Source organism: Desulfomicrobium aestuarii, from assembly GCF_055385525.1.
Window position 1 is genome coordinate 953755 of the sequence record NZ_AP042427.1, and the last position, 21256, is coordinate 975010.

Annotated in this window: 17 protein-coding genes; 4 read left to right on the forward strand and 13 right to left on the reverse strand. The window is 57.5% G+C overall.

Features of this window, described 5'->3' with window-relative positions:
• Positions 1-123 precede the first annotated feature (123 nt).
• Positions 124-909, forward strand: coding sequence for a class I SAM-dependent methyltransferase (locus ACZ5AC_RS04380; protein WP_464249736.1), 786 nt, complete (start codon positions 124-126; stop codon positions 907-909).
• Between the two features lie 157 nt (positions 910-1066).
• Here the strand turns inward: ACZ5AC_RS04380 and ACZ5AC_RS04385 are convergent, their stop codons facing one another.
• The 11 genes from ACZ5AC_RS04385 to cadR all read right to left on the reverse strand — a co-directional run bounded on the left by ACZ5AC_RS04385 (position 1067) and on the right by cadR (position 12809).
• Positions 1067-3880: an HAD-IC family P-type ATPase gene (locus ACZ5AC_RS04385; protein ID WP_464249737.1), complete on the reverse strand. Its 2814-nt coding sequence runs from the start codon at positions 3878-3880 to the stop codon at positions 1067-1069.
• Between the two features lie 55 nt (positions 3881-3935).
• Entirely contained in the window at positions 3936-4325 is a 390-nt protein-coding gene (locus ACZ5AC_RS04390; protein ID WP_464249738.1) for a diacylglycerol kinase, read from the reverse strand.
• Between the two features lie 64 nt (positions 4326-4389).
• Positions 4390-4878 carry a phosphatase PAP2 family protein gene (locus ACZ5AC_RS04395; RefSeq protein ID WP_464249739.1) on the reverse strand — a complete coding sequence of 163 codons (489 nt, stop codon included), beginning with the start codon at positions 4876-4878 and terminating at the stop codon, positions 4390-4392.
• Between the two features lie 190 nt (positions 4879-5068).
• Positions 5069-5743: a GntR family transcriptional regulator gene (locus tag ACZ5AC_RS04400; protein ID WP_464249740.1), complete on the reverse strand. Its 675-nt coding sequence runs from the start codon at positions 5741-5743 to the stop codon at positions 5069-5071.
• A 277-nt stretch (positions 5744-6020) separates the two neighbouring features.
• Positions 6021-7253, reverse strand: coding sequence for a hypothetical protein (locus tag ACZ5AC_RS04405; protein WP_464249741.1), 1233 nt, complete (start codon positions 7251-7253; stop codon positions 6021-6023).
• 62 nt (positions 7254-7315) lie between these two features.
• Positions 7316-8596, reverse strand: coding sequence for a TRAP transporter large permease (locus ACZ5AC_RS04410; RefSeq protein ID WP_464249742.1), 1281 nt, complete (start codon positions 8594-8596; stop codon positions 7316-7318).
• A gap of 12 nt (positions 8597-8608) precedes the next feature.
• Positions 8609-9109, reverse strand: a complete 501-nt coding sequence (locus tag ACZ5AC_RS04415; RefSeq protein WP_464249743.1) for a TRAP transporter small permease — start codon at positions 9107-9109, stop codon at positions 8609-8611.
• A gap of 54 nt (positions 9110-9163) precedes the next feature.
• On the reverse strand, positions 9164-10159 hold the full coding sequence (locus ACZ5AC_RS04420; protein ID WP_464249744.1) for a TRAP transporter substrate-binding protein: 996 nt from the start codon (positions 10157-10159) through the stop codon (positions 9164-9166).
• Between the two features lie 103 nt (positions 10160-10262).
• Entirely contained in the window at positions 10263-11264 is a 1002-nt protein-coding gene (gene cuyA / locus ACZ5AC_RS04425; RefSeq protein ID WP_464249745.1) for a D-cysteate sulfo-lyase, read from the reverse strand.
• A gap of 33 nt (positions 11265-11297) precedes the next feature.
• Entirely contained in the window at positions 11298-11684 is a 387-nt protein-coding gene (locus ACZ5AC_RS04430; protein WP_464249746.1) for a RidA family protein, read from the reverse strand.
• A 648-nt stretch (positions 11685-12332) separates the two neighbouring features.
• Entirely contained in the window at positions 12333-12809 is a 477-nt protein-coding gene (cadR, locus tag ACZ5AC_RS04435; protein ID WP_464249747.1) for a Cd(II)/Pb(II)-responsive transcriptional regulator, read from the reverse strand.
• A gap of 128 nt (positions 12810-12937) precedes the next feature.
• Between cadR and ACZ5AC_RS04440 the strand changes: the two genes are divergently transcribed.
• A complete protein-coding gene (locus tag ACZ5AC_RS04440) occupies positions 12938-15127 on the forward strand; it encodes a heavy metal translocating P-type ATPase (RefSeq protein ID WP_464249748.1) in 2190 nt (729 codons plus the stop codon).
• A gap of 125 nt (positions 15128-15252) precedes the next feature.
• On the opposite strand, the gene ACZ5AC_RS04445 is transcribed toward ACZ5AC_RS04440, so the two are convergent.
• Together ACZ5AC_RS04445 and ACZ5AC_RS04450 are read right to left on the reverse strand one after the other, a co-directional pair.
• On the reverse strand, positions 15253-16161 hold the full coding sequence (locus ACZ5AC_RS04445) for a Tim44 domain-containing protein (protein ID WP_464249749.1): 909 nt from the start codon (positions 16159-16161) through the stop codon (positions 15253-15255).
• Between the two features lie 357 nt (positions 16162-16518).
• Positions 16519-18561 (reverse strand): diguanylate cyclase, encoded by a 2043-nt coding sequence (locus ACZ5AC_RS04450; RefSeq protein WP_464249750.1) that lies wholly within the window; start codon positions 18559-18561, stop codon positions 16519-16521.
• 679 nt (positions 18562-19240) lie between these two features.
• Here ACZ5AC_RS04450 and ACZ5AC_RS04455 point away from each other — a divergent pair.
• Together ACZ5AC_RS04455 and ypfJ are read left to right on the forward strand one after the other, a co-directional pair.
• Entirely contained in the window at positions 19241-20215 is a 975-nt protein-coding gene (locus ACZ5AC_RS04455; RefSeq protein WP_464249751.1) for a calcium/sodium antiporter, read from the forward strand.
• A gap of 113 nt (positions 20216-20328) precedes the next feature.
• On the forward strand, positions 20329-21183 hold the full coding sequence (gene ypfJ / locus ACZ5AC_RS04460; RefSeq protein WP_464249752.1) for a KPN_02809 family neutral zinc metallopeptidase: 855 nt from the start codon (positions 20329-20331) through the stop codon (positions 21181-21183).
• The last annotated feature ends 73 nt before the right edge of the window (positions 21184-21256 follow it).

Genomic DNA, 21256 nt, shown 5'->3' on the forward strand with positions numbered 1-21256 from the left:
CATTCTTTTTTTTATGTTTCTGCGAGTGTCTCCGCCACATTCATCGACGGTCCGGTATCAATGCTTTTTGACGGGGGTCTGTAGTTGCGCTTTATATTCAACAGGCAAGATAGGGGCGGTATCATGGCCGACATAACTGATTATGAGGCGCAGGCACGCGCCGCCATGTATCTGACCGCTGAGTGGGGGGATTATCTTCCTCAGGCAAACCCCATGATGGCAAGCTGGCTATCGCGAATTGTTGGGTCACATCCGACAATTCAATTTTATCGAGAGGTCACCGCTTTCGCAGGCCCGTATATGAAAGAAGGTGATGCTGTTCTTGATATTGGTTCTGCGACCGGAAGGCTTCTTTTCGAATTGTCAAAGTCGCCTGTGAGTTTTTCTTCATTGACCGGGTGTGAGTTGAGCAAGCAATTCTCTGATTATGCGAGAGCCATCCTTTTAGGAGAACGGCCGCATAAAGATATTTGTCTCCTTACAGATTCCCATAGTGTTCTTCAAGTTGAGGCGTTTCCCTATGCTGTTTTTGCTCCAGTGAGAGACGTTTGTGCCACGCAAAGACTATCAATAGTCAATGAGAATATTGATGCTTTTGTCAAGAAACGGAAAAAATTCGATACTGTGTTCTGTCTGAACGTCATTGATCGCCATCCAAGTCCAAAATCTCTGGCAAAGGCTTTAAGAAGTCTTGTTTCGCCCTCTGGTGTTTTGTGCGTTGTTTGTTCGTTCGACTGGCGAACCAACATTTCGTCGAAAAAAGAACACGTAGAATCCCTTGATGATCTGTTTGATTGCAGTTCATGGACAAGACTTGCGGTCAAAGAGATCGACTATGTCATCGCGCAACACGGGCACCATGTCCACGCCTACCGTGCGCAGGCTGGACTATTCCGGCCTGCGCCTTGATCCTTAATATCCTGTAGCCCTATCTTGCTTCCTAGGGATCATGCGTGCCTTCACATAAAGAAACCTGTGAAAAAGCAATGCAACACAAACTAGGATTTTTGAGGTTCGCGTAACAAAATCAATTTTTCAAAGTGGGCGGAAGAAGTGTCGGCACCGGTTATCCGGCCTTCTCTGCGCCCGTGTTTTCGCCTGCACGCATTCGATTTCTGACCCACTTGTCAAATGATATCACCGGGAGCACCGTTGCCCCGACCGCCGTGGCAAACAGCCAGCCCCGGCCGTCAATCGGCGCGGAGTTGAAAAGCGTCTGCAGTGGCGGCAGATAGATGAAGCATGTCTGGAGCACGAGCAGGGCCCCAATGCCTATGAATATCGTCGGGTTGCTGAAAAAGCCCTGGGTAAAGAGCGAGGAGTTCAGGGATCGGCAGTTGAGCAGGTAAAAAATCTGCGTGAAGGTGATGCTTGTCACGCAGAGGGTCTGCGCTTCGGCGAGGGCCAGGGCATGCCGGGCGCTGGTCACCGGCGCCGGGCCGGCAATTCGATAGTACTCCCAGAGGAACAGCCCGCAAGCGCCTGCCGCCATGAGGATACCGACAATAATCAGGCGGGTCACGATGAAGCCCGAAAACACAGGTTCGTCGGGAGAGCGCGGAAGTCGCCGCATGGCGTTCGGTTCGAGCACTTCAAAGGCCAGGGGGATGGACAGGGTCACGCTTGCCACCAGATTGATCCACAGGGTTTGGCTGGGGGACATGGCCAAAAGGAGTTCATTGACGCCATCAACCTGAACTGTCGGGAAGAAAAACATGGCAACCGACAGGGTGCAGGCCAGGCCGAGGTTGGCGGGCAGCATAAAGGCCAGGGACTTGATGAGATTGTCATAGACCCGGCGTCCTTCCTCCACCGCCGCGGTGATGGACGCGAAGTTGTCGTCCATGAGCACGACCTTGGCCGCTTCCTTCGATACCGCCGTACCGGTTATGCCCATGGCGATGCCGATGTCGGCACGCTTGAGGGCCGGCGCGTCATTGACGCCGTCGCCGGTCATGGCAATGACATGGCGCTGTGCCTGCAGGGCCTCGACAAGCTGGAGCTTGTGCTCCGGGGCCACCCTCGCAAAGACGTTCGTACTCATGGCCGCGTCCTGCATCTGCTTTTCGGAGAGGCCGTCCAGGTCACGGCCCGACATCGCGCTTTGCCCTTGGGGCAGAAGACCGAGTTGTCGCCCGATGGCCTCGGCGGTCACAGGATGGTCGCCGGTGATCATTTTCACGGTGATCCCGGCTTGTTGGCAGACTCTGATGGCATCCATCGCCTCGGTTCTGGGCGGGTCGATCATGCAGAGCAAACCTGCAAACTGCAAACCCGCCCGGACGGATTCCGGGTCGATCTGCTTCGCGGCGACGTTTTCCTTGCGTGCAAAGGCGATGACCCTCATTCCCTGGCGGGCATAAGTGGCCATGGCCTCATTGATTCGTCGTAATTCAGCCTCGGTCGGGGTGCAGCGCTCAAGGACAGTTTCCGGGGCGCCCTTCAGGAGGATGTGGTTTTCCCCGTCAATCGTGTTCAGGGTGGCCATGAATTTACTGTCCGACTCGAACGGGATGACGTCCAGGCGGACATGGGCACTGCGAAGATCCTGGCTCGAAAGGCCCGCTTTTTCGGCGGCGGCAACCAGCGCGGCCTCGGTTGGGTCGCCGGTGATGGTCCAGATGTTTTGTTCAAGACGCACTACGGCATCATTGCAGAGGATGGCTGTGGTGAGCAGGTCATGCAGGGCCGCCGGGAGTTCCGTCAGGCGGACGCCGTCGCGTTCGATTTCCCCGTCCGGGGCATAGCCGATGCCGGAAAATCGGTATTCCTGTCCGCCCAGCCATGCCACCTGCACCGTCATCTCGTTGCGGGTCAGAGTGCCGGTTTTGTCGGAACAGATGACGGTGGTGGATCCAAGGGTTTCCACCGCCGGGAGGTGCCGGACGACCGCATGCCTGTCGGCCATGCGCCGTACGCCTATGGCGAGGCAGATGGTGATTACCGCCGGCAGACCTTCAGGGATGGCCGCCACCGCGAGAGAAACGGCAACCATGAGGGAATCGCCGAGAGGGGCATCCTTGACCCAGATGCCGAAACTGATGAGGACGGCTACGACTACGACTACGGCGACGGTAATGCCATTGCTGACTTTGGCCAACTGACGGGTCAGCGGAGTCTCCATCTGCCCGGTCTGGTTGAGCAGGGCGTTGATGCGGCCCAGTTCCGTCGCGCCGCCGGTCGCGACCACAACGCCGGTGGCCGTGCCCTGAAGAACAAGCGTACCGCTGTAGGCCATGCCGAACCTGTCGCCAAGAGGCGAATCCTGGGCAACGGCATCGCTTCTCTTTGCCACGGGCAGCGACTCGCCGGTGAGGGCGGCTTCTTCGACCAGAAGGTTCTTGACCCTGATCAGACGCAGATCTGCGGGAACCTTGTCGCCACTCTGCAAGGTCACAAGGTCGCCAGGGACCAGGCTTTCGGCAGGAACTGCGATAGACTCTCCGTTCCGCAGCGTTGTCGCAAATTCCGGCACCATGGAGGCAAGGGCCTCGATGGCCTTGCCTGCTCGATATTCTTGTATAAATCCGATAATGGCGTTGACGATTACCGCGCCGAAAACCACCAGGGAATCGGTGATTTTCTGCAATGCGACCGCCAATGCGCCAGCCGAGATCAGGAGCCAGCCAATCGGGTTGTTGATTTGACGCCAAAAGATCAGCCAGAGGCTGTCGTTCCCCTTGCGAAGGAGCGAGTTGGCGCCATATTTTTGCAGCCGCTCTGCCGCTTCGCGGTCATTCAAGCCGCCCAGGCTTGTCGCCAACTCGGACATGACGTCCTGCACTGATGAGGAGTGCCACGACATACTGTTCGGTTTTCTTGCGTTATCTTGCATCGTTAAGCATCTCCAGCAATATTGGTGTACTTCTTGACGTGGCATGGGACAGGACCAAAGACTGCTGCCAGGGCCTGGATTGGCTACCGGTCAAGACTCCCTATGTGTGGAACATATTCCAGAAGTTCGTGATTTCAACAACGAGCACAACGACCCAGAGAAGAATGGCGATACCTGTGGCCGCTGCAGATATATCCTTGATGACTTTTATTTTTTCGTTTTCATTTGTTTCGATGAAATCACACAGCGCCTCTATGGCGCTGTTGAACATTTCAGCGATGATAACGAGGCTGGTGGCCGCCATAATGAGAAACAAATCGACCCATTGTCGGAAAAAAAAGCAGACCAGGAGCATGAAGAGAGAAAGATATATCTTGTAGGCGACACTGAAATCATAACGGATGGCATAGCGCAGGCCGGAAAGACATACCTTGATCTTCCGAATCGGGTGGTAACCATATTTTCCTTGCCCGGGAAACTTGTTTCGCACGGTTATCACTCCATTTTTGACAATCTTTATATTGGATGATGCTGAATCGTGGTGAGCAAAGATGCTATTTTGTCTGGGCCCATGGAAGGATGGGTGCGATCAAATATGTCGCTGACACAATGATAGCGGCCAACAACATTCCTGCCAATACATCGGAAACATAATGGACCTGCAGGTAGATGCGCGAATATCCGACAATGCCGACGAGCAACAGGCTCAAGATGGCGACAAGGTTTGCCCAGACTGGCGGCAGGGCCTGGAATGCGATCAACGCGACCGACATGAAAAAGGCGGTGGCCTGGGCTGTATGAGCGCTCGGAAATGACCAGTCAGAGGGCATGGCCACCAAGAGGTCTGTTGTGGACGGGCGCGGTCGGCGAAACATCAATTTCGCCATATGCACTGAGAGAATGGTGGCAGACACGTTCACGACAATCAAAATCACGTGTCCGGATTTCCCGGCCCAAAGCAGCAACAAACAAAGCAGCACAGAGAGCGGCAAAAGAAGATACAGCGAGCCAAGCCAGGTGATAGTCGTAAAAAATAGATCCATATTTTGATGATTCAGATACTGCTGTTATGGAAGTCCTGAAAGCTGCCGGAAGGAAGTATTATTATTTCAATTTAAAAATAAAGTGATCATTATGGCTGATTTTGACTTGAATATAACAAAAATACAGATTTTGATGGGGTGTTTTGCAATACAATATTTGAAGTGCGCCTTGATGGGGGGTGATTCGTGTCTATGCTTGCTTATGTATATCTGACTTGTCGACACCGTATCGCATCATTCGCCTTCCAGCATCTATGTAGTGTTCTCGAAGGCACTTTTCAATGGCGACAGGGTCTTTTCTCTGTAATACTTCAACAATCACTTTGTGCCGTTGGTAAACTTCTTTTGTTGTAAATATATCTCGCCAGTATTTAAACAACAAAAATTTCGAAACACCCCTGCAAGACCTCCTAGAAAGTTCGACTATAAGGGAATTATCAGTCTTAGAAAATAAGATATCATGAAACTGGTTGTCTAAAGTCGCTAACTGTTCTCTGTTTTCACCGTTTTCAGCAAGATACTTCATCTGATCTAAAACGCTTCGTAATTTTGAAAAATCCTCTTCAGTGAACTCGGTGATTGTTGAGGCTACAACAGCCCCCTCTAGAACGCCACCGATAAAATAAGAATCTTGTATTTCTTTTGCAGTTAATGCTGCGATGAACTTTCCTCGCTGGGGGATAGAGACAATAAGTCCGTCTTGGACTAGCATTTGCAAAGCTTCACGAATTGGAGCACGGCTGATTGACAGCTTTGAGGCGAGATGCACTTCGTTGACTTTGTCTCCTGGGTTAAGTTCGCCTTCGAGAATTGCCTGTTTAATGTATTCTGATATTTGTACACTGTACGTTTTGATGTCGGTCATAGATTTTAGCGTCTCAATTATTTGATTTTTACGTCTTCAATTTTTTTATTTCAGAATTTCCAGTCCGTCTATAGCTTAAATTTCAATGATTATGATTTTTTGTGTTTGAATGCTGTATTGCCGAAATCTTCATGAACGAAAGTCATAGGCGCGGTATGCTGTCAAATTTCTAACAAATTATTATTTCTGTCCAGCGCTTAGAAGAGGTTTTGATGTTGCAAAAAATTAAACATCATAGTGAATATCAATGATTGCCAACAGCTAGTTATCGCTAGTCTTAGCGCTGTAAATAACTATTGAGAGTCAATACATCGAATTCAAAACGTTCCGCAAGCAATTCACGAGCTGAATTTACTTTGGATGCCAAAATGGTGGATGCCAATTTGATAATTCTGATGTATGTTTCCGCATCTTCGCAAGTAAAAAATGGGATTTTCCATTTGCGGATATAATTCTCTGTCACGATCATCGAGAGCACGGCAGCTGTTCCGGGCATGAGGCCTCCGCCTGCAACGACGTCATGCATTTCCGAACTCATATAGGTCACGCCACCAGCATCTTGGCTTACAACGACGGCAAGTTCAGCGATAAGCTCAACCTTGTGTGTGGCTCGAGTTTCCGAAGCCAGTTTGTTGCCGATTTCTACGATGCGCTGAGCCAGGGTCTGTGTTGCCGCGGTCATTTCTCCTCTGCCACGGGGATACGCTGTGTCGAAGCTCAAGAACGGCTGTTGGGCAACTTTGGCGCCGGCACAGAGCGCATCATAGACTATGGTATTGTCAACATCGCCATTTGCACGTATCAGGAAATGATTGTCTACGATCTCTTTGCAGATTGCAGGGACGTACGCTTTGCTTTCGACGATAATGGTCGGCAGCCTGTCCATTCCCAACTTACGCATGACTCTGCCCTTTTCGCCAAGCATGATATTGCCTTCCAGGTCCTCGTCTGGTCCAATCCCTCCATCATTTGCATTGACCACGGCCAAGACAGATGCTTGGAAGCCCTCAATATTTAGGCGAGCACCCATGTATGCCCCAATATGTCCTGGTATGTCTTCCATTCCGTAGACCATATGATTCGGGTAAGCCTTCCGGAAGGTATCCATGGCCGCTAGGCAGCAAGCAGCTTGGAACGCGACAGGTACTTCCAGTACGCCTTGGCCGTATATGCGACCAAAGACCTTGAACGCTACGGCCTGGCTGTACACGCAGTCAAGTCCGACAGCTCTAGCGAGCAGTTCAGCCTCCCACGGAGTCACGCCTCTTCTGGCTTTCGCGACCCCAACACCGCCGCCGTTAGTCCTGACCCGTATCTCGCCCGTTTCGATATTGCCCAAGGCAACCTCGATGGTGGTGTTAACGGGGTAGGAAGTCTTGAGAAGTTCGAGGGCTACCGCGAATCCGGCGGAATCATCCTGTACGAATCCTTGATGGCTATGGACATGTCCCACTCCGGCGTGGCCGGAAACGGCAAACAGGCTGTCTTGTTCGAGCGGCGGTATCTTCATGGTAGGATGGGGGTCCCGCCGAGGCGCTATCGGGGTGGCGTCGGCGGGACGGTTATTTGTCCTCAAAGCCCAGGTAGCCAGAGGGATATCTGAGGAATGAAAACGATGAATAACAACGCAATTGTCATAGCGAGCAAGAAGGGCAAAACTGCAATACTCAGTTTTTCGATGCTGATGTTGCCGATGCTGCAACCCACAAAGAGATTCACGCCCACTGGCGGGGTGAGGAAGCCCATGGAGGCGCAGATGATCATGACTATGCCGAAGTGGATCGGGTCCATGCCGAAATGCTTGACAACCGGCAACAGGAGCGGAGTCAGGATGAGAATGTTGGCCAGCGCGTCCATGAAAGTACCCATGATGAGAAGGAAGACCAGAATGATGGGGAGGAGGACATATTTGTTGTCAGAAATGCTTACCAAAAATTTTACAAGCATATCCGGAACGTTATAAAATAGCAAAATCTGCCCCAAAGCTGTAGCAGTTGCTACAACAAGAAATATGGAAGCAGTTGTTAATGCGGTTCCTTTAAGAATATCTCCAAATTTTTTCAGGTTGAGTGTTCGCAAAACAAGTCCTTCAGCTAAAAGTGAATATATGACAGCAACAACTCCGGCTTCAGTCGGAGTTGTTATGCCGCCGTAAATTCCGCCAAGAACAATTATCGGTACCATGAGGGCGACAATGGCATCCTTGAAGGCTTTTACAATCTCTTTCAGCGAGGCTCTGCTTCCAGTTCCAGTATATCCATAACGCTTAGACAGTATATAGCTACAGATCATGAGGCTAATGCCAACAAAAATTCCAGGAATAACTCCAGCGATAAACAAATCTCCGACAGAAACTCCAGCAGTGGTTCCATAGATGATCAGTGGAACACTTGGCGGAATTATGACGCCAAGACATCCAGCAGCTGTATTTACAGCGGTGGAGAATGACTTGCTGTACCCTTCTTTTTCCATGGATGGTACCATGATGCCGCCGACTGCAGCCACTGTTGCTGGAGAAGAACCGGAAAGTGCACCATAGAACATGGAAGTCAATACCGAAATATGAGCCATTCCACCAGTGATGTGACCGACAAGGCTTTTCGAGACGGTCAGCAAGCGTTGAGCCATGCTGCCCTTCTGCATGATCTCTCCCGCCATGATGAAGAACGGCACGGCCATAAGGGGAAAGACGTCCAGTGATGTTACCATTTTTTGAATGATAAACTCGTAAGGGAGCATGCCTCCCGCCCATATACCGATTATTACGCTCAGACCGATGGACACTCCGATGTTGACACTGAGCAGGAGAAAGATCGCTAATGAGACAAAAATTAGGATAATTGCCATTTCCATAAAGTATCCCTATTATTTTAAGCACATGGCTGCAAAATCGATTTCCCCGCGGAAGATGGCCAGCAGTCGCTGAAAAGTTCGAAGAGCCATCAGGCCGAGGCCAACAGGAACACTTAAGAATACCCAGGCCATCGGAATTTCCAGAGCCGGAGTTTTTTGGCCGGTGCTCCCCAGGAACAGAACCATCTGGGTCCCCCAGACAGCGGCGCAGATGCAGAAAAGCATCGTGAAGACGTAAGCGATGATTGTGACGTACTTGGCTACGGTCGGACCGAACATGATTCGCGCCACCGTCACCTCGAGATGCCTGTCGCGCTGCGTGGCATAGCTGCAACCGACGTACACCGACCATATGAAAAGGTAACGCGCCAGTTCTTCGGTCCAATCAAGTGAACTTTGCAGAACGTACCGTCGGAAGACTTGGACAGCGATGAGCAATGTCATTCCTCCTAGGAAAGTGGCCGAGACGTACTCTTCGATTTTGTTCAGTATGTTATCTCTGTTGGCGTTCACAACGGCACTCCTAAAAGGCCGGATACCTTCTACAGGTACCCGGCCTTGGATATTTTATTTTCCTGCGACGGTCGCCTTGACCTGTTCGATCAGGTCCTTGCCGATTCGATCTTCAAACTGCTTGTAGACACCTGCAGTCGCTTCGGCCCAGCGGGTGCGCTCTTCGGGGGTCAGAGTGTATACATTCACGCCCTTGCTCGGAAGCTGGGCCATGATTTCGGCCTCGCCATCCCGTATCAGCTTTCTCTGGTAGAGTTTGCTCTCTTCAAATGCGTCTTCGATCATTTTGCGGTTTTCCGGGGACAAGCTGTCCAGGAATTTCTTGGAGATCATGACCAAGTGAGGACTGTAGATGCTTCTGACGATAGTCAGGTAGTTGTTAACTTCAGGAAAATTGTTGTGCCAGGCGAGGTTGAGATCAATGTCAATGCCGTCGACGGTCTTCTGCTGCAAGGCGGTATAGACTTCGCCCCACGCAATTGGGGTTGGGTTCATGCCCAGGGCCGCGAGCGTGGCAATGTGGGCCTTGGAGGCAGTGGAACGGATCTTCAGATTTTTGGCATCCTCAATGGTTTTCACGGTTCGCTGGTTGTTCCAGAGATTTCGGAAGCCGATTTCCATATAGCCAAGTCCGACGATGCCGCTTTTCTCCATCGCTTTTGCTGCCTTGGCACCGATGGGGCCATCCGTAATCTTGTCAGTTGACTCGTAATCCGGAAACAGGAACGGGAGGTCGTAAATCAGAAATTCGTCCGAGAAGGGGGCGAGATTGGGGGTTGAGTCGCAGCCCATCTGAAGCATGTTGTACTGCAGACCTTGTACGACGCTGTCGAAATTGCCGAATTTTGAACTGTCGTAAATGTCGACACGGAATTCGCCTTTGGAGCGGGTTTCAACGAGTTCCTTGAATTTTTCGAAGGCCTTCCCCATGGGATGCTGGGGGACATTGGGGTGAGCTAACTTGATGACAGTTGGAGCTGCAAACGCGGCAGAAACACTCAGGGCGACCACGGCCACAACAACAATCGCGATATTCCTGATGCGGGACATGAGTGACTCCTCTTTCGTTTAAAAACATTTTTAAAAAGTTACCTAAATCCGAAGCATCCAGCCAGTACAAAACTGCCCGCGTCAAGGAGCGGGCAGTCATTTTCTAGTCGCGGAAGGTATCCAGATACGCATAAAGCGCCGGAGAACCGCCTGTGTGGAGGAAGAGCAAATTGGAACCATCTGGAAAATACCCGGAGCGCACCAAATCGATGAGGCCAGCCATGGCCTTGCCCGAGTACACCGGATCGAGAAGGATGCCTTCAGTGGAGGCCAGCAACTTCACCGCCTCGACCATACTCTCTGTCGGCAACGAGTAGCCGGGCCCGACATATCCATCGAAACAGGTCACCGCTTCAGCGGAAATGCCTCCCCTCACGCCCACGAGTTCGGCAGTTGCCTCGGCCAGCTTGTGCACGATTCCTTCCTGGACTTCCTTGGTGCGGGAAACATTCACCCCGCTGACAGGAATGTCCGCGTTGCACCCGACCATGCCCACCACGATCCCGGCATGGGTGCCCGCGCTGCCGCTCGGGACAACCATGTGGTCGATCTTCAGGCCCATTTCGAACAACTGCTGGAGAATTTCCTGGGCGCAGGCCACGTACCCGGTGGCCCCGATGGTATTGGAAGCGCCTCCTGGCACGACGTAGGGTTTCTTCCCCTTGGCAGCCAAGTTGTCCGCCACTTTCTGCATTTCACCCATCATGTCCGAACCGGCCGGAACCACCGTGATGCTTTTCACACCCATGAGGTGGAATAGGAAGTTATTCCCCGAGGCGTCGGGCTTGTAACTGCCTTTGACACGCTCTTCCAGCACCAGATGGCAATCCATGCTTTCTTTCACGGCCCAGGAGAGGGTCAGGCGGCAATGGTTGGACTGCACTGCTCCGCAGGTGATGATCGTGTCTGCGCCTTTTTCGAGAGCATCGGCTATGCAGAAGTCAAGCTTGCGGGTTTTGTTGCCACCTGCGCAACCCGGCAGGAGATCGTCGCGTTTGATGAAGATGTTCACCTTGCCGCCCAAGGCGCGGGAAAAGGCGGGAACTGCCTCGATGGGTGTAGGGGACTTGACGTAGCCCCTGCGGGGAAACTTTGCCAGATTCATGTGTGCTCCTTGCTCAAGGAAGTTGAAGAGATATCAATCCCGCCTACAGACGATCGCCTCGATTTCGACCTTGGCGCCCAGCGGCAGCCTGGCGACTTCAACAGCGCTCCTGGCGGGAAAGGGTTGGCTGAAATAAGTGGCGTACACGGCATTTACCACTTTGAAATCATTCATGTCCGCCAAAAAGACCGTCGTCTTCACGACGTCGCCGAGGGTCGCCCCGGCTGCTTCCGCCACCGCCCGGAGATTCTTCAGCGACTGATGCGCCTGCTCCTCGACCCCGTCGGGAAAGGTGCCGGTTTCTCTGTCGATGGGCAGTTGCCCGCTGATGAACACAAGGCCCGGCACAGCGATGGCGTGCGAGTAGGGACCGACCGCAGCCGGGGCTTTTTCTGAAGTTATTTGTTTTTTGCTGTCCATCCGCCTCCCCCTGAGAAGCTCATGTTTGTTAACTTGTCACCATGTGAAATGTCGACATTTGTGCATTTTTATTCTTCGGCATTGCTCGCTGTCAAGGGAAATTGTTCAGAGAGTTGAATAGTTGTGATTCAATTTTTAAACAATAATTGCAGCATATTATGAGAATAAATTTCTGTTTCGACACTCTCGGGCGGGAATGTTCAGGTAACAGAGGAGAGTTAGGAGACAAGGTCGTGACAAAAGCATTTGTCAGGATTCGAGCCGCTTTTCTTGTTGATGGCGAGGAGTTGTGGGCAGAGCTGATTGATGCTGACAGTGATGGTTCAATTGAGTGGCATTGTTGCCATAATGGGGTATAAATATCGAGTTTTAATATATAATTTCAGATTGTTGGCTGCGAATGAATCAAAGAGTTTCCATCCTTCGGCATCAAAAACGAGAAAGCCGTTGAAGCTGGTAACTTCAACGACCTTTTCCCTTTTTGATGAGGTCGGTTTCGCCGGCACGGTCCACATCCTCGCTCCACGATCCGTTCCGACAAACCGCGCCGGACTCCGCGTCGTATGACAAGGCTTTGGTCGTTCAGGCAAGAAGCTCCCTGCAATACCCCGTGCAGTGCCTAAGTCGGTGTCGGGACTTTCTCGGCAGCTAGTGGGTGTGCGTTTTCCCGCATCCGCCGTGGGCTCCGGGAACGCAGTTCCGGGCCTGTTGTCCGTCGCCGGGGCCCAGGTCTTGGGTGGAGATCAATTCCCGCAGGATGGCGCAGGATTTCCGGGGCCGGACATGGCTGCACATGCCCCGCAGGGAGACGAGCTGGCGCTGCAGGCTGCGCAGGTTGTCGATTCGTTCGGTAACGTGGGCGATGTGCGCGTCCAGGATGGCGTTGACCTCGCTGCAATCCCGCTCCGAATCGAGCCTCACATGCATGAGGGCGCGGATTTCCTCCAGGGTCATTTCCAGCACGCGGCAGTTGCGGATGAAGCGCAGGCTCTCCAGATGGGACGGGCCGTAGAAGCGATAGTTGTTGGCCCCGCGTTCCGGATGGGGCAGCAGGCCCTCGCGTTCGTAATAGCGGACGGTTTCCACCGAGCATCCCGCCTGTTTCGCCAGTTCTCCGATTTTCATGATGCGCCTCCGAAAAATTGTGCTTGACCCTGAAGTTGCTTCAGGGTGTGTGGTAAGACCGAAAACAATTCGCGCAAGCACCGCTGGACGATTTCGACCATGGCGGCGCAAATTTCGGAGGATCGACCATGGCACAGCTTACATATAACATCGAAGAGATGGACTGCGCGGAAGAGGTGAAGCTCTTGACCCGCGCCCTGCTGCCCGTGGTGGGGCAGGAGAACCGGCTCGGTTTCGACGTCCTGCAGCGCAGGCTGCGGGTGGATGTTTCCGGGCTGTCCGTCACGTCGGAGCAGATCGAACAGGCCGTTGCCGGCACCGGCATGCGTGCCGAGCCGGTGCGGGAGGCCGTGCCGTCCTGCGCCTGTTGCGGCGGCGCGTGCGCCACGCAGGGTTCCCTGTGGAAGCGGCGGAAACGGGAAATCCTCTGCCTTGTCAGCGGCGTGCTGTGGGCGGCCGGGCTGGTGCTGATGATGACGGAGCACGGTTCGGTCCTGGCGGCCTTCCGGGACAGCGACATGGCGCCGTTGTCCGCCAGGGCGCTGTGGATCGTCTCGGCCTGCGTCGGCGCCTGGCACGTTCTGCCCAGGGCCCTTGCCTCGCTGCGCGCCCTGCGGCCGGACATGAACCTGCTCATGGTCCTGGCCATCGCCGGGGCCATGGGCATCGGCGAATACTCCGAAGGCGCGTCCGTGGCCTTTCTGTTCGCGCTGGCCAACCAGCTCGAGGCCTGGAGCGTGGGCCGCGCCCGCAACGCCATCGAGGCGCTCATGACCTTGGCCCCGGACAGGGCGCTGGTCCTTTCGCCTTTTTCCCTGGAGCCGGTCGAAACCCTGGCCGCGTACGTGCCGGTCGGTGCGCGCGTCCTGGTCAAGCCCGGCGCCAGAATTCCTCTGGACGGCGTGGTGCGGGCCGGCTCGTCCGCCGTGGACCAGGCTCCCATCACGGGCGAGTCCGTGCCGGTCTTCAAGGCGCCGGGCGATCCTGTCTTCGCGGGCACCGTGAACACCGACGGCGCGCTGGAAGTGGAAACCACAAAGCGCGCCTCGGATTCCACCCTGGCGCGCATCATGCGCATGGTCGAGGAGGCGCAGTCGCGTCGCGCCAAGGCCGTGCAGTGGGTGGAGAAATTCGCGGCGCTCTACACCCCGGCCATGGTCGGCGTGTCGCTGCTGGTCGCCCTGGTCCCGCCGCTTTTTCTGGGCGGGGAGTGGGGACGGTGGGTGTACGAGGCGCTGGTCGTCCTGGTCATCTCCTGCCCCTGCGCCCTGGTCATCTCCACCCCGGTCAGCATCGTCGCGGGCATGGCCTCGGCGGCGCGCAACGGCGTGCTGATCAAGGGCGGCGCGTTTCTGGAGGTCCCGGCCGGCCTCGACGCCGTGGCCCTCGACAAGACGGGCACCCTGACCTTCGGCAGGCCCCAAGTCACGGCGGTCAGCGTCCATGGCGACATATCGGAGCCTGAACTGCTGCGCATCGCCGCGGCCCTGGAGTCCCGCAGCAGCCATCCGGTGGCCCGGGCCGTGCTGGCCCATGCGGCATCCCAGGGCATTACCCCCGGTCCGGTGGAGGATGCGCAGTCCCGGCCTGGGCTCGGCGCGTCGGGAACGATCGACGGCGTGACCTGCCATATCGGCAACATGCGCTATCTCGCGGGCACGGACGGGCATGAACTGTCAGCCGCCGAACAGGCCCTGCTGGAGCGTCACGAAGAGTCCGCCGGGACGGTCGTCGCGGTGTGGAGCCGCGGCGCCGTGCTGGGCTTCCTGAGCGTCGAGGACACGGTCCGGCCGCAGGCCCGGGCCGCCCTGGATCAGCTCAAGGACGCGGGCATCGGGACGATCCTCATGCTGACCGGCGATTCCCGGCGCAGCGCCGAAAAGATTGCGCGCGAGACGGGTGTGACCGAAGTGCGGGCCGACCTTCTGCCCGAGGACAAGACCAGGGCCGTTTCGGAACTGGCGGCCGCCGGCAGGAGGGTGGCCATGGTCGGCGACGGCGTCAACGACGCCCCCGCCCTTGCCTCGTCGCACCTCGGCGTGGCCATGGGCGCCATGGGCACGGACGCGGCCATCGAAACCGCCGACGTGGCTCTCATGAGCGACGACCTGGCCAAGCTGCCCTGGCTGATCCGGCATTCGCGCCGGACCATGGGCATCATCAAGGCCAACATCGCCATCGCCCTGGGCATCAAGGCCGTATTCCTGCTGATGGCCGTGCTGCAGCTGGCGACGCTCTGGACCGCTGTGCTGGCCGACCTCGGCACGTCCCTCTTCGTCATCTTCAACGGCCTGCGCCTGCTGCGGATCAAGCAGTAGGCCTTGCAAGCTGCTCAGCCTCCGGTCCGTACGTTATGCGTCGCACCTTGTGCTGCGGGAAATGCTCAAAAAAAAGCGCGGCACGTTGACGTTGCCAACGTGCCGCGCGCTTTCCGGACTGATCGTTACAGTTCCAGTTGCTGGATGCCCTCCAGGGTCCACTGGGGGGACGGGTCGCTTTCGTCGCGCCGGATGTGCCAGACTTCCCTGACCTGTTCCGCCGGGGCGCCTTCGCCGTCCTCGCGTAGCATGGCGTCGAAGAGGACGCTGATGACGGTCTCGGTGCCTGAGTTGCGGGCCTCCAGCACGCGCGCCTCGACCATGAGAATTTCCGTGCGTCCGGGCGCCGGGTCGAGCGATGCCTGGCGTGCGATCTCGCCGTGCACTTCCGGGCTCGTGAACTGGCGGATGTCGTCGATATCCCGGCGGTCCCAGGACGCCTGCAGGCGGGTGTACAGGGCCTTCGCCCCGGCCAGGAATTCCTGCTCGTCCAGGCCGTGGGGCATGACGGGCTGCTGCGGCGCCTGCGCTTCGAAGCGCTGCTGGCCCCATCCGCCGTGAGAGCCGGGGTTCCGGGCTTCTTCATGTCCGGCGTAGGCATAGGGGGCGGAATTTGCCGTGGCCGCGCGGCGGGATTTCACGAACTTGAACAGCAGGAACCCGCCCATGGCCAGGAGAAGCATGTCGAGCATGCCCGGGCCTGCGAATCCGCCGCCGAAAAGCATGGAGCCGAGCAAACCGCCCATGAGCAGACCGCCGAACATGCCGCCGAGGCCGCCGAAGCGGGACGGGCTGTTCGGCGCAGCCTGTTTGGCCATGGCCGGGGAGTCCTTGGAAGGGGAGGCCTGCTTGTTGTAACCGCTGCTGTACGAGGGCTTGCTGCCGAAGGACCCGCCGCCGCCCATGCGCTTTGCGTCGGCCAGATCCGGCCAGGCGAAAAGGAGCAGGGTCAGGGCGATAAGGGGGAAAAAGAGGTAGGCTGTTCTTGTATGCGCAACGGCCGCGCAGGATGGAGAAAGAGAACCGGTCTTCATGGAACCTCCTGATTTGGCTGGAGGTCATCCAAAAAAAGACCTCCAGCATGGTTGATCATGCTGAAGGTCTGGCTCATCGGTTGGTTCCGACGGCAAGGCCAAGCGCTTTCGCGCCAGTATTGTTGACCTTGCCACTGGGAGCTACTCCCCTTCAAACTTTCAAATATTGTGCATGGAGGCGCATTGTCAAGAATAATTCCGAGCGTTGTGCTCCAAAATGGACCGTCATGCCGTGTTCGGCCTTTCAGGCTGCTCGGGACGCTGACTCCGGCCCCGTCCCGCCATCGGACGTCCCCCCACGATCCTGGCTGTCAGTCTCCGGACCCAATGGTCGGTCGGACCGCAGGTGGCGCAACGTCACTGCGTGCGGGCGGTTTCGTCCGTTCGGGGACCGTCGCAGGCCCGGACGACGGTACGGTTCCTTCCAAGGGCCTTGGCCTGGTAGCAGGCCGCGTCGGCGACGGAGAAGAATTCGTCGACGCTGACCCTGGGGCCCTGCATGGCGGCGATTCCGATGCTGACGGTGAAGGCCAGCTCCTTGCCCCCATGCGTGAACCTTCCTTGCGCGATGGCTGTGCGAATCTCTTCGAGCACCGTACGCGCAGTCTCCAGACCTGTGTTGGGAAGCAGGATGGCGAACTCTTCGCCGCCGATCCGGCCGACGGTGTCCGAGGAGCGCAGGCGCGAGGTCAGCGTGTCGGCCAGGTATTTCAGGGCGGCGTCCCCGGCCGCGTGTCCGTAGGTGTCGTTGATGCGCTTGAAGTGGTCCGCGTCCAGGAGCACCAGACACAGCGGCTGACGCAGGCGCGTCGCCTGGGATATTTCCGCTTCGGCCCGCCCCATGAAGCAGCGCCGGTTCCAGAGGCCCGTCAATTCGTCCGTGGCGGCCAGCAATCTGAGCTTCTCTTCGGCCATGATCTTGATGGTCACGTCCTTGAAGCTCCACAGCCAGCCCGTGACGCCATCGTCTTCGAGCAGCGGGCGGGCCGTCTGTTCGAGGATGATCCCCGTTTTCAGGTGAATCAGCTCGCTGTCCCGGCCCTTGCGGCGCGATTCGAGCACGCTGCCGGCGGATTCAGGCAAAACCGCCCCTCTGACGTGCCCGATGACAAGGCCGCTCAGCCCCTCGCCGACGTGCTCGTCCCGCAGTCCCCACAGTTCGAGGAATCGCTGGTTGTAGTGCGTGATCCTGTCCCGGTCGTCCAGCACCAGCAGGCCGTCGCTGGTCGTCTCCAGGATGAGCCTCAGCTCCGCGGCCTTGCGGCGGAGGGAGGACTGGGTCATCCCCTCGATGCTGTCCGCGATGGAGGCCAGTTCGGCGTTGGAGAAGGACGGCGGCTTTCTGCCGGCCTCTTTGCCTGAAGTGATGTCGGTGATGCGCCGCTTGAGTGTCATGAACGGCTCGACGAAGCGCGATTCGTACGTCTTGAATTGCAGGAACCCAAGCAGCAGTGTGACCAGGGCCGTCGCCGTCACGGTCAGCGCGATCCTGCTCCGGATCGGCGCCATGACCTCGTCCCGGTCCACGGCGGACACGATGATCCAGTCGTTGATCTTGAGCCTGGTGAAATACGCCATCCGGGTCCCGGCTCCGGGCAGGAGGTATTCGACGTAACCGGCGTCGCCCGTGAACAGCGCCATGGCCCCCGGGACAATAGTCTCCAGGTTCCGCTCGAGTAAGCCTGTTTTTTCGTTGTGGATCAGCAGCAGACCGTCTGAGTTGATGACGTAGTTCGACTGGCTGGCGAAGGATTTGATGCTGTTGAGCATGCCGTCCATCCTGGACAGGGTGCTGTCGACGGAAACGACGCCGCGCAGATCGGACTTGTCGAAGAAGGCCGACGAGATGGCGACAAGCCACTCCTGGTCGACGATATCCCGGTAGGGCAGGCCGATCTTCATGTCCGGCCAGGCCCGGACCGCGGCGGTATACCAGGGCCGGACCCTCGGGGCGTAGTCTTGGGGCGGGGTATAGCCATTGATCAGCAGTTCCCCGCCTTCGTAGCCGGCATAGCAGTACTTCACGTTCGGGTTGGACAGCTCGACGAAGCGGAAATAGGTCCGGGCGCGTTCCCGTGATTCCTCTCCGCCGGTGTCGCCGTGCACGACATCGGGCGTGGCGGCCATGATCCGTACCGCAGCCGCCAAGCCTTCCAGGTGGGCCTCGACATAGGACGAGATCTGCCTGTTCGCACCGGTGATCCGTTCGCGGGCGCTGTCCATGCCCGCGCGGTATATCCCCATGGACTGCATGGACACGACGACAATGGCGATCGTCGCCAGACAGAGCAGGCCGATGAGGAACATTTCCCTGCGGATGGTCTGGCCGCCGGAGTAGGAGGACTCCCGGTCAGGGGGGGCGGGGCGTCGGGAAAGAAGCTGTTTCAGGCGGTGGATCATGTATTGGAGAGTCCGGACGGTCATGGTCGGGCGTTGCGGCAGCCGTGCTCGATTTGCCGTGGCTGCCGGAAATATCAGCAAGAGTTCATTATTACAAGGCGGGAGTCGATGTTCTGGCGGCGATGATCTGCGCCACCCTGCGGCGGAAAGGGAGTCGATGTGCTGAGAATGTACGGGCTTCGGCTTTACCTGTACAATCAGTTCGTATATTTTTCGCAGAGGTGATCAAGAACGTATTCGGTAGCCGGGCAGCCTGTGTTTGCGGAATTTTGGGATGGCGACATGAGTACGGAGAGCGCTGACAGGGGGCTGGTCGTGGAGAGGGACTCCTCGATGAGGAAGAAAGCCGGGGGCGACCTTGACGGACGCATGGGGCGGCTGTAGTTTCTTTTCATTCGAAGGGGAGTAGCTCCTCCAGGCAAGGTCAACAACACCGGCGCGTCCGCGCTTGGCCTTGCCGTCGGGACACACCGATGAGCAAGACCTTCAGCACCGAACCGTGCTGGAGGTCTTTTTTTGCGGACCTTCGGCCAAGACCCGGAGGTCTCATGAAAAACAACCGTTTTCTGCCGTCTACGTCATCCGTGAACGACGGCTTCGTCCCGGATCCCGGCGTCCATTCCGCCGGGTTGCCGTACATCTTGAGCGGGGGCTTCGCGTACCCAGGGAGGGACCGCGCATGATCACACCGATTCTCGCCGTCGTGTTCGGGCTCGCCCTCCTGGTCTGGAGCGCCGACCGCTTCGTGGACGGGGCCGCGTCCGCGGCCTGCCGCCTCGGCATGCCGTCGCTGCTCATCGGCATGGTCATCGTCGGCTTCGGCACGTCCGCGCCGGAGATGGTCGTCTCCGCTCTGGCGGCAAGCCAGGGAAATCCGGGCATCGCCCTGGGCAACGCCTTCGGCTCGAACATCACCAATATCGCCCTCATCCTCGGCCTGACCGCCGTCATCCGGCCCGTCATGGTGCATTCGCGCGTGCTGCGCACGGAACTGCCGATCCTTACGGCCGTGACCGCCTTCGCCGCGTGGCAGATCATGGACGGCGAGGTCTCGCGTGGCGATGCCGCGATGCTCCTGGCCGTCTTCGGCGGGCTAATGGCCTGGACCATATGGCAGGGCCTGCGCCGGAAGACCGATGCCCTGGGACTGGAGATGGAGCAGGAGATGGGGTGCCCCATGCCCCTGCGCCGCGCCCTGACCTGGCTGGCGGTCGGCCTTGCGCTGCTCGTGGCCAGCTCGCGCATCCTGGTCTGGGGTGCGGTGGAACTGGCCCGCGGTTTCGGGGTCAGCGACATGATCATCGGCCTGACCATCGTCGCCGTGGGCACCTCACTGCCCGAGCTGGCCTCGTCCATCATCGCCGCGCGCAAGGGCGAGGACGACATCGCCCTGGGCAACATCCTCGGCTCGAACCTTTTCAACACCCTGGCCGTGGTCGGCATCGCCGGGTCCATCTCCCCCATGCGCGTTGGTCCGGAGGTTTTCTCCCGCGACATCCTGGTCATGGCCGGCCTGACCTTTTCCCTCTTCGTCATGGGCTACGGTTTTCGCGGCCCGGGCCAGGGGCGTATCAACCGTTTCGAGGGCACGTTCCTTTTGGTCTGCTACGTCGGCTACGTGTCCGTGCTGATCCGCAGCGTGCTGCTGACCTGACGGTGCGTTTGCGCCCCGGTGCATGTTGCCGGTCCGCGGGAAAACCTGATACGTAGGTTCCTCCCGGCGGACCGGCGTCCGGGCGCGGGTGAGACGCAACAAGGAGGACGGGCATGAAATGGCGCGGACGGCAGGAGAGCTCGAACATCGATGACCGCCGGGGGCGCAGCGTCAGGGCCGGCGGGCTGGCCGGAATGGGCGGCCTGGGGATCATCGTGGCCATCGTCTACATGCTCCTGGGCGGGAACCCCCTGGACCTGCTCATGCTGGTGCAGGAGCAGCCCTCCACCTACGAGCAGTCCGGCGGCGAATACCGGGAAAGCGCCGAGGAGCGCGACGTGCGGCAGTTCTCCGCCGTGGTGCTCAAGGAGACGGAGAACGTCTGGCACGACATCTTCTCCCGCTCCGGGCGGCGTTACGAGGAGCCGACCCTGACCATCTATTCCGGCCAAGTCCAATCGGGGTGCGGGTTCGCGTCGTCGGGTTCCGGCCCTTTCTATTGTCCGGCCGATCAACGGATATACCTCGACCTGGCCTTCTCCAACGAGCTGCACCACAAGTTCGGCGCACCGGGCGATTTCGCCCTGGCCTACGTCATCGCCCACGAGGTCGGGCACCACGTGCAGAACCTGCTGGGGGTCCTGGGCAAGGTCCACGAACTGCGCTCGCGGGTCAGCCAGGAGGAGTTCAACGCGTATTCCGTCCGGCTGGAACTCCAGGCCGATTACATGGCCGGCGTCTTCGCCCGCCACGTCCAGAACAAGAACCTGCTGGACGAAGGGGATGTCGAGGAGGCCATGAACGCGGCCAGCGCCGTGGGCGACGACACCATCCAGAAGAAGGCGCAGGGGTACATCATGCCGGACAGCTTCACCCACGGCACGTCGGAGCAGCGCATGCACTGGTTCAGACAGGGGTATCTGGCCGGGGATCTGTCCCGGAGCGACACCTTCTCGCGGAACCCCTGAATATCGGACCCGGACGGCCGGCGGGCACGGCCGGGAAGATCGTTTTCCGTTCTCCGGTTGCGTCCGTCAGGGA